Below are 3,344 nucleotides of genomic sequence, written 5' to 3'. Positions count from 1 at the left end.
GATGCGCCTGTGGCGGCCAAACCGGCGAAAAAGACTGCGGTGATTAAGGCCAAGACGGCCGACGCTGTGGCGAAAACGGCAGCGGCATCGAAGGCATCGGCTGCAAAGGTGCCGGCCAAATCCTCGGCGCCGGCCAAAGCCGCAACGGCTGCCGCAAAGGCCGCGTCCAAGGCTGAGGCAAAGCCTGCCGCGGCCAGGAAGCCTGCCTCCAAGAAGACGGCTGACACCAAGAAGACGGCGGGAGCCGCCAAGTGAGCGTATCGGACAAGGAGCGGGAAGAAATCGAGAAATCGTCGGCGCCGCTGATCGAGCATCTCATCGAGTTGCGCCGCCGCCTGATCTGGTCGCTGGGCGGCTTCTTCGTCGCCTTCCTCGTCTGCTTCTTTTTCGCTAAGCGCCTGTTCAACCTGTTGGTCATCCCCTTCAAATGGGCAACGCAATGGGCAGGCCTCGACCCGCACAAGGTCGAGCTGATCTATACCGCGCCGCAGGAGTTCTTCTTCACCCAGGTGAAGCTTGCCATGTTCGGCGGCATGGTGATCGCCTTCCCGCTGATCGCCACGCAGATCTACAAGTTCATCGCGCCGGGCCTCTACAAGAATGAGCGCAGCGCTTTCCTGCCGTTCCTGATCGCGTCGCCCATCCTGTTCCTGATGGGCGCCTCGCTGGTCTATTTCTTCTTCACCCCGATGGTGATGTGGTTCTTCCTGGCCATGCAGCAGGTCGGCACCAACGACCAGGTGCAGATTTCGCTGCTGCCCAAGGTTTCGGAATATCTCAGCCTGATCATGACGCTGATCTTCTCCTTCGGCCTGGTGTTCCAGCTGCCGGTGGTGACCAGCCTTTTGACGCGCGTCGGGCTGTTGTCGTCGCAGGCGCTGGCCGAGAAGCGCAAATGGGCGATCGTGCTTTCCTTCGTGGTCGCCGCGGTGCTGACGCCGCCCGATCCGATGAGCCAGTGCGGCCTCGCCATCCCGACGATCATTCTCTACGAGGTCGCCATCTGGTCATCGCGCATGATCGAGCGCGCCCAGGCGCGCGACCGGCTGGCGCGCGAGCAGGCGAATGCGGACAGCTCTGTCGCCGGCGACAAGACGCCGGACGCGCCGTCCACCTGAGCGGCGGCAAGGCAGGGAAATCGAGGCGGCGCTTATCCGCCGTCTTGCATCGATAGCCGATGCGGTTTACCCCCTCGGTCCTTACTTTTGAGGATCGACCATGCTTGATATCAAATGGATTCGCGAAAACCCGAAGGCCCTTGTCGAGGCGCTGGTGAAGCGCTCGTGGTCGGCTGACGAGGCGCAGTCCACGGTCGACGATCTGATTGCCAAGGACGAGGCGCGGCGCTCGCATCTCAGCGAATTGCAGGTCAAGCAGGAGCGCCGCAACGCCGCCTCGAAGGAGATCGGCAACGCCATGCGCTCGGGCGATGCAGCGCTTGCCGAGAAGCTCAAGGGCGAAGTCAGCGATATCAAGGCGTTCATCCAGAACGGCGAGGCGCGCGAGCGCGAGCTCGACAAGGCGCTGAACGACGCGCTTGCGGTGCTGCCCAACGTGCCGCTGGAGGACGTGCCGGTCGGCAAGGACGAGCACGACAATGTCGTCAAGCGCATCGTCGGCGAGGTGCCGACGCGTCCGAACTGGGTGAAGGAGCATTTCGAGATCGGCGAAGCGCTCGGCATGATGGATTTCGAGCGGGCGGCGAAATTGTCCGGCACGCGCTTCACCGTGCTGAAAAGCCAGTTGGCCCGCATGGAGCGCGCGATCGGCCAGTTCATGCTCGACCTGCACACGATCGAGCATGGCTATGAAGAGGTCATCCCGCCACTGATGGTGCGGGATGAGGTGCTTTTCGGCACCAACCAGCTGCCGAAATTCGAGGAAGACCTGTTCTTCACGCCGCATGGCGACGGTCGGCTTGGCCTGATCCCCACGGCCGAGGTGCCGCTGACCAACCTCGTGCGCGAGGAGATCACCGCGCATGAAAAGCTGCCTCTGCGCTACACGGCGCTGACGCCGTGCTTCCGCTCGGAAGCGGGCTCGGCCGGCCGCGACACGCGCGGCATGCTGCGCCAGCATCAGTTCTACAAGGTCGAGCTGGTCTCGATCACCGATCAGGAAAGCTCGATCGCCGAGCATGAGCGCATGACGCGATGCGCCGAGGAGGTGCTGAAGCAGCTCGGCCTGCCGTTCCGCACCGTCACGCTCTGCACCGGCGACATGGGTTTTGGCGCGCGCAAGACCTACGACATCGAGGTCTGGCTGCCGGGGCAGAACGCCTATCGCGAAATCTCGTCCTGCTCGGTCTGCGGCGATTTCCAGGCCAGGCGCATGGATGCCCGCTACAAGGACAAGGACGGCAGGGGCAACCGCTTCGTTCACACGCTCAATGGTTCGGGTACCGCCGTCGGCCGCGCTCTCATAGCTGTCATCGAAAACTACCAGAATGAGGATGGCAGCGTAACCATTCCTGAAGTGCTGCGGCCTTACATGGGTGGTCTCGCCAAGATCGAAGCCAAGTGAACGCATGCGCATTCTTCTGACCAACGATGACGGCATCCACGCCGAAGGGCTGGCGTCGCTCGAACGCATCGCCCGCACGCTGTCGGACGACGTGTGGGTGGTGGCGCCCGAGCAGGACCAGTCCGGTTACGCGCATTCGCTGTCGATTTCGGAGCCGCTTCGGCTGCGCAAAATCGGCGAGAAACATTACGCGGTGCGCGGCACGCCGACCGACTGCGTCATCATGGGTACGAAGAAGATCCTGCCCGGACCGCCGGACCTGATCCTGTCCGGCGTCAATTCCGGCGCCAACATTGCTGATGATGTCACCTATTCCGGCACCGTTGCAGGCGCCATGGAAGGCGCGCTGCTCGGCGTGCGCTCGATCGCGGTCAGCCAGGCTTATTCCTATGTCGGCGAGGATCGCGTGGTTCCTTACGAGACGACCGAGTCGCTGGCGCCGGCGCTGTTGAAGCGACTGGTGGAAACGCCGCTGCCGGACGGCGTGCTGCTCAACGTCAATTTTCCGAACTGCGCTCCCGACGAAGTGGAGGGCACCGTCGTCACCTCGCAGGGCAAGCTGGTGCACAGCCTCTGGGTCGATGAGCGGCGCGACGGACGCGGCCTGCCTTACTACTGGCTGCGCTTCGGCCGCGAGCCGGTCGAAGGCAAGAAGGGCACGGACCTCTACGCGCTGCGCAACCGGCTGGTGTCGGTGACGCCGCTGCAGCTCGACCTCACCGCCCATGAGCTCCGCGACCAACTGACCAAGGCGCTGTCATGAACATGGCATCGGTATGAACACGGTTTTGGCATGAACGTGGTTTTGGCATGAACACAGG

Annotated in this window: 4 protein-coding genes; 3 read left to right on the top strand and 1 reads right to left on the bottom strand. The window is 63.2% G+C overall.

Annotation, left to right across the window (positions count from 1 at the left end):
* On the bottom strand, positions 1 to 251 hold a 251-nt coding region (locus EOA27_RS41630; RefSeq protein ID WP_210214176.1), incomplete at its 3' end, for a hypothetical protein.
* On the opposite strand from EOA27_RS41630, the gene tatC reads away from it, so the two are divergent.
* From tatC to surE, 3 genes are all read left to right on the top strand, one after another.
* Positions 252 to 1,118 (top strand): twin-arginine translocase subunit TatC, encoded by an 867-nt coding sequence (gene tatC, locus EOA27_RS28450; RefSeq protein ID WP_126082289.1) that lies wholly within the window; start codon positions 252 to 254, stop codon positions 1,116 to 1,118.
* 100 nt (positions 1,119 to 1,218) lie between these two features.
* Entirely contained in the window at positions 1,219 to 2,523 is a 1,305-nt protein-coding gene (serS, locus tag EOA27_RS28445; protein WP_126082290.1) for a serine--tRNA ligase, read from the top strand.
* A gap of 4 nt (positions 2,524 to 2,527) precedes the next feature.
* Positions 2,528 to 3,286: a 5'/3'-nucleotidase SurE gene (gene surE, locus EOA27_RS28440; RefSeq protein WP_126082291.1), complete on the top strand. Its 759-nt coding sequence runs from the start codon at positions 2,528 to 2,530 to the stop codon at positions 3,284 to 3,286.
* The last annotated feature ends 58 nt before the right edge of the window (positions 3,287 to 3,344 follow it).

The organism is Mesorhizobium sp. M2A.F.Ca.ET.037.01.1.1 (genome assembly GCF_003998075.1).
In the GTDB taxonomy this organism is placed as follows: domain Bacteria; phylum Pseudomonadota; class Alphaproteobacteria; order Rhizobiales; family Rhizobiaceae; genus Mesorhizobium.
The sequence above is the reverse complement of the archived record's forward strand: the minus strand, read 5'-3'. Positions and strand labels throughout refer to the sequence as shown.

What these genes read in the sequence shown, in the direction of transcription:
- serS (WP_126082290.1), top strand. Translation starts at nt 1,219, where the DNA reads ATGCTTGATATCAAATGGATTCGCGAAAACCCGAAGGCCCTTGTCGAG.
- surE (WP_126082291.1), top strand. Translation starts at nt 2,528, where the DNA reads ATGCGCATTCTTCTGACCAACGATGACGGCATCCACGCCGAAGGGCTG.